General features: G+C 36.6%; 5 protein-coding genes and 1 pseudogene. All 6 read left to right on the top strand.

The window, feature by feature from the left end:
- Window positions 1-722, top strand: a 722-nt coding sequence (locus tag RTK36_RS10435; RefSeq protein WP_312046922.1) for a beta-eliminating lyase-related protein, incomplete at its 5' end; no start/stop codon positions are given.
- A gap of 137 nt (window positions 723-859) precedes the next feature.
- Entirely contained in the window at window positions 860-2,197 is a 1,338-nt protein-coding gene (locus tag RTK36_RS10430) for a sodium-dependent transporter (RefSeq protein WP_312046912.1), read from the top strand.
- A 715-nt stretch (window positions 2,198-2,912) separates the two neighbouring features.
- Window positions 2,913-3,050: pseudogene (locus tag RTK36_RS16585) on the top strand (helix-turn-helix domain-containing protein); the annotation flags it as partial.
- Between the two features lie 27 nt (window positions 3,051-3,077).
- Entirely contained in the window at window positions 3,078-3,749 is a 672-nt protein-coding gene (locus tag RTK36_RS10420) for a flavodoxin family protein (protein ID WP_312046910.1), read from the top strand.
- A gap of 316 nt (window positions 3,750-4,065) precedes the next feature.
- On the top strand, window positions 4,066-4,677 hold the full coding sequence (locus RTK36_RS10415) for a TetR/AcrR family transcriptional regulator (RefSeq protein WP_312046907.1): 612 nt from the start codon (window positions 4,066-4,068) through the stop codon (window positions 4,675-4,677).
- An 11-nt stretch (window positions 4,678-4,688) separates the two neighbouring features.
- The coding region (locus RTK36_RS10410; RefSeq protein WP_312046904.1) for a PEP/pyruvate-binding domain-containing protein at window positions 4,689-5,485 on the top strand (797 nt) is incomplete at its 3' end.

Here is a 5,485-nt window from a genome sequence, read left to right as displayed (position 1 = left end):
CAAAAGAAATGTTTTCTTACTGTGATGGTTTCTGTGCGTCTCTTAAAAAGGATGGGCATGCTAACATGGGCGGTATGCTTGCTTTCCGTGACAAGGGACTCTTCTGGAAAAACTTTTCTGACTTTAACGAAGATGGAACAGTTAAGACTGATGTAGGTGTACTTCTAAAAGTGAAGCAGATTTCTTGCTACGGTAATGATTCTTACGGTGGTATGTCGGGAAGAGATATTATGGCGCTTGCAGTTGGTCTTTATGAGTGCTGCAATGTAAATTACCTTAAGGAGAGGGTAGAACAGTGCGAATATCTTGCACAGGGCTTCTACAAGGCTGGAGTTAAGGGGGTTGTACTTCCTGCCGGCGGCCATGGTGTATATATCAATATGGATGAATTCTTCGATGGTAAACGTGGCCATGAATCATTTGCGGGAGAGGGCTTCTCCCTTGAATTGATCAGAAGATACGGGATTAGAGTGTCTGAGCTTGGTGATTACTCCATGGAGTATGATCTTAAGACGCCGGAACAGCAGGCCGAGGTTTGTAACGTAGTTCGTTTCGCCATCAACCGCAGCCAGTTCAGTCAGGAACATCTGGATTATGTTATAGCAGCTGTGAAAGCTCTATATGAAGACAGAGAAAATATTCCTAATATGAGGATCACTTTAGGACATAAGCTTCCTATGCGTCATTTCCACGCATTCCTTGAGCCATATCCAAACAAATAAGAAAAGTTGTCTATCAAGAACTTTTCATATATAGTATAGATAATGCGTAAAATTATCGGATGACTATGATGGTGTCCGCAAAGAATATTTATTTTTTTTGTTGGATACCATCATTTTATTTTTTGAGGGAGGTAAATATGGGTGAAACAACACAACGAGATGGATTTAAAAGCAAATGGGGATTTATCTTAGCATGTATTGGTTCAGCAGTAGGTATGGGTAATATATGGCGTTTTCCATATATGGTTTCAGCATGGGGCGGCATGACATTCCTGCTTCCGTACTTCTTATTTGTAATTTTGATTGCTTCTACCGGCGTTATCGAAGAGATGGCACTTGGACGTGCAGCGGGCGCAGGCCCAATAGGAGCATTTGGAAAATGCACTCAGCTTCGTAACGGCAATAAAAAATCAGGTGAAACAATTGGCGTAATTCCTGTTCTGGGTTCACTTGCGCTAGCAATCGGTTACACAGTTGTAGTTGGTTGGATATTTAAATATACTTTTCTTGCTTTTAGTGGTAAGCTTGCCGCCATGGGGCAGGATATGGATCAGATTGGTGGTATGTTTGGAAGTACCGCAATATCTTGGGGCAATAACTTATGGATTATGATTGCAATAGTAGTCAGCCTTACCATCATGGCTCTCGGTGTTGCCGGTGGCATAGAAAAAGCAAACAAAATTATGATGCCTACATTGTTTATACTTTTTTTAGGGCTTGGAATCTATATCTTCACACTTCATGGATCACATGAAGGATATAAATATATCTTTACGCTTAATCCAGCAGGCCTGGCTGATCCAAAGGTTTGGATTTTCGCTTTTGGTCAGGCGTTCTTCTCGCTTTCTATTGCAGGTAACGGAACGGTTATCTATGGTTCTTATCTAAGTAAATCTGAAAATGTTATAACTGCCGCCCGTAATGTAGCTATATTTGATACTGTTGCTGCTCTTCTTGCAGCTTTAGTTATTATTCCTGCCATGGCAGTAGGTGGTGCAGAACTCTCATCAGGTGGCCCTGGACTTATGTTCATCTACCTCATTAATGTATTCAACGGTATGCCTGGTGGAACGATAGTAGGAATCATTTTCTACGTATGTGTACTGTTCGCAGGTATAAGCTCACTCATTAACTTATATGAAGCACCTGTTGCTACGCTTCAAGAGAGGTTTGGGATGAAGAGAATTCAGGCAGTTGGAGCAATCGCAGTTGTAGGATGTGGGGTTGCACTGTGCATACAGGGTATCGTATCGGGTTGGATGGATGCAGTTTCTATTTACGTATGTCCTCTTGGCGCTATGCTGGCAGGTATTATGTTCTTCTATGTTGCAGGCGACAAATTTGCCCTTGATTCAGTTAACGAAGGTGCAAATAAACCTATCGGTTCTTGGTTTATGTCTCTTGGTAAGTTTCTTTTTGTTCCACTTGCATTTATCGCACTCGTTACAGGTGTTATGTTTGGTGGTATCGGTTAACTTTAATACTTACATTAAAAAAGTGAATCAACTGAATTTTTAATGGAAAGCTCGACATTTCAGTTGAAAAAAGAATCAAGACAAAGCTTATCAAAAAATAGGATGTCTGGGATGATCTTTAACATAGCTTAAGTGGCTGAACCCCTTGAGTAGATAAAAAATGACAAAATATGTTTCAGAGAAAGAAAAATAGAATTGAATTACAATATCTTGTGGATTTTAAGAAAGAATAGGGCAAGAAAATGATGGTTTTACACTAGCTCTGAAAACAAAATTGAATATAGAATCAGTGAACAAATAAGAGGCAGAGTTTGTAGTCAACTTAAAAGATCTACAAACCCTGCCTCTTTTCAGTATAGAAATAAGCGGTAAGCACTAAAATTACTTCCAACCTGATAGCAAAGTTTTGTCATTTGCAATAGCAGATACTACTTCCTCCCCAAATTTGAAATCGTCAAAGGTGCCTTGTTGCCATTGCAGCGGAGTTAATGTATCAAAAAAGTTTTAGGATAAGGACGTTGTTTGAAAATAGAGAATAATAATTTTTTCTAAAATTTTTGATGCTGACTTTTGAGCAGTTAACCTATTTTGATTCTACGGAGCGTTTATTGAAATACACATTTTATTGAGATACAATTCTTTTAGGAGGAAAAGAAAGTGTAAAATATAGAAGTTGGTAATGTAATTAAGCAATTAGAGTAGAAAAAAATTAACACGAAAACAGCTTACAGATAAAATGAACATAAGTGATAAAAGCATTTCTAAATGGGAAAGAGGTCTTGGTTGTCCTGATGTTTCTCTCTTGAATGATTTATCAGAGAAGCTATATCCTGAATTGGAAATAAAAGAATGATTTATCAGTTAATCAATAGGAGGAATTATGAAAATAACAGTATTTAATGGAAGTCCAGCTGGAATCAACAGCAGTACAAATGTAATTGCTGAAGCTTTTTTAAATGGTGCAAAAAAAGCGGGAGCAGAAGTGGAAAACATTTTTTTAACAGAAAAGAATATAAATCATTGCAAAGGTTGTTTTGCCTGCTGGTTTAAAACACCCGGAACATGTATCATAGATGATGATATGAATGAGCTTATGCAAAAGTATACTTACTCTGATATTGTAGTGCTTGCAACTCCTGTTTACACTTGGAATATGACAGCAATGCTGAAAAACTTCGTAGATCGATTAATACCATTGAAACAACCACTTATAACAGAAACAAAAGGTAGATTTGACCTTGAAGAAACAAAGCCTAAAACACAAAAATTTGTTATTATATCTAATTGTGGTTTCCCTGGAAATAAAAATTTTGATATATTACAACTTTCTGTTTCTCCTTGCAAGCCTGCTTTGGAAATATATAGAAATTGTGGTAAGCTTTTAAAAAGCACAACTGAAAATGTGCAAGTAATTGTTAGGAAGTATTTGCAAGTTGTGGAACAAGCCGGCTATGAAATGGCAACGCAAGGTGAGATTCATGAAGAAACTAAAGACAATCTTAATATGGAACTGATGTCTACTGTAGATTATGTCAAACATTTGGGAATGTAGTGTTTATTAGGAGCATCACAAAACTAACAACGAAATTAAATCTAAAATCCCTAAAGCAATCTTTATTCGTAAAGGTTGTTTTTTTTTATAAAATTGAGAAAGGGCGGGGATAGATAGAGATTAATATTTAAAAATTGACAACTTCTGTCGGTTGTGATATTGTTGGAATAGACAGAAGTTGTCGGTAAGTTTGGAGGGATGATTTTACTTATTAGAAATATAGATAACTGTATTTGTCATTGCAGAAGGAACCTTGAAATTATCTGAATATATTTCTCAAAGAGATTAGAATAAAACACATAAGGAGGGATTAAGGATGGATACAGAACGTTTTGACCATATCGACTTGGAAAACGAACGGGTACTTCGTATTGTAAATTGTGGATTTGAGGTGTTTACAAAAAATAGTCTTGAAAAAGCTTCAACAAACCTAATCGTGGAAAATGCCCAGATTTCCAGAGGCCTTTTATATCATTATTTCAAAAACAAAAAGGAGCTTTTTGAATTTCTTTTGTATTTTTCGGGGAAAAAAATTATAAGCAATGTAGTGGATTCTGTTGACTGGTCTAATACTGACTTTTTATTGCGGGTAAGGCAGGCATTGATTTCTAAAATAGAGACTCTTGCAGAATACCCTTATCTCTACGAATTTTGTGATAAATATGCGAGGGATTATGCTGAGGAACTGACGCAAAAGTTAATGCCTGATATAAGTAGTCGTCTATTTGAGGAAAATCTTGATTTTTCACAGCTTCGTAAGGAAGTGGATGTTGAACTGATGAAAAGTACAATTATAAATACTTTAAGTAAACTTATAACCAAAATACTCAAGGACGGAACTGGGCTTAGCAAAACGGATATTATTTTGCGTGAAACAGAGGAAATAGATAGATATTTGGAATTTTTCAGGACTGTATTTTATATGTAATGGAGGTGCTCATGAATAAAGTTTATAATTTCAACTCAAAAACAATGCCACTGCTTTCCGAGGTGGGTGGTAAGGCAAAGGCACTGATAGAAACGACAAATGCAGGTTTTCCTGTCCCAGATGGTCTAGCTTTGACAATATCTTTTTTTACACCATGGACAGAGAAAATGAAAGAGACCGAGGAATGGAAATCTCTTATTTCAGAAGTTACAAAGGAAAAATGCGATAATTTGAAAGCTTTAGCGGAGAACTTAACTTTTGACGAGGATCAAAAAAAGTTACTTTCTGCAGAAATGAAGAATATTAACGCGGATTTTTTTGCTGTTCGTTCTTCTTCCCCAGAGGAGGATTTGCAGGGAACAAGCTTCGCGGGTATGTATGAAACATTTTTGGGTGTAACTACGGCAACGATTGAAAGACATGTTGCGAAAGCGTTTGCTTCTATGTTTGATTTCCGTGTAATGGAGTATAAGGATCAACATGGTATCTCTGTTGCAAATACAAGAATTGCTATAATTATTCAAAAGCAACTTTGTTCGTCAATTAGTGGTATTGGTTTTTCAGTAAATCCACAAAATAACAGCTATGATGAAGTAATGATAAATGCTTCCTTTGGGTTGGGTGAATATATTGTTTCTGGCAAGGTTTCTCCTGATAGCTATATTGTTAATACTGCTCAAAACAGAATCTCTTATAAGAAAATCAATGAGAAAAAAGTTGCAATTTATCTTTATAAAGATGGCGGAACAAAGGAATCAGTTTGTGAGGCTGCAAAGGAACAGGCACTAACGGATGAACAGATTTTTGA

The organism is Anaerotignum sp., from assembly GCF_031981185.1.
Classification (GTDB): domain Bacteria; phylum Bacillota; class Clostridia; order Lachnospirales; family Anaerotignaceae; genus Chakrabartyella.
Note: the sequence above shows the minus strand (reverse complement) of the source record. Positions and strands in the feature narration are given on the sequence as shown.

What these genes read in the sequence shown, in the direction of transcription:
- RTK36_RS10430 (WP_312046912.1), top strand. Translation starts at nt 860, where the DNA reads ATGGGTGAAACAACACAACGAGATGGATTTAAAAGCAAATGGGGATTT.
- RTK36_RS10420 (WP_312046910.1), top strand. Translation starts at nt 3,078, where the DNA reads ATGAAAATAACAGTATTTAATGGAAGTCCAGCTGGAATCAACAGCAGT.
- RTK36_RS10415 (WP_312046907.1), top strand. Translation starts at nt 4,066, where the DNA reads ATGGATACAGAACGTTTTGACCATATCGACTTGGAAAACGAACGGGTA.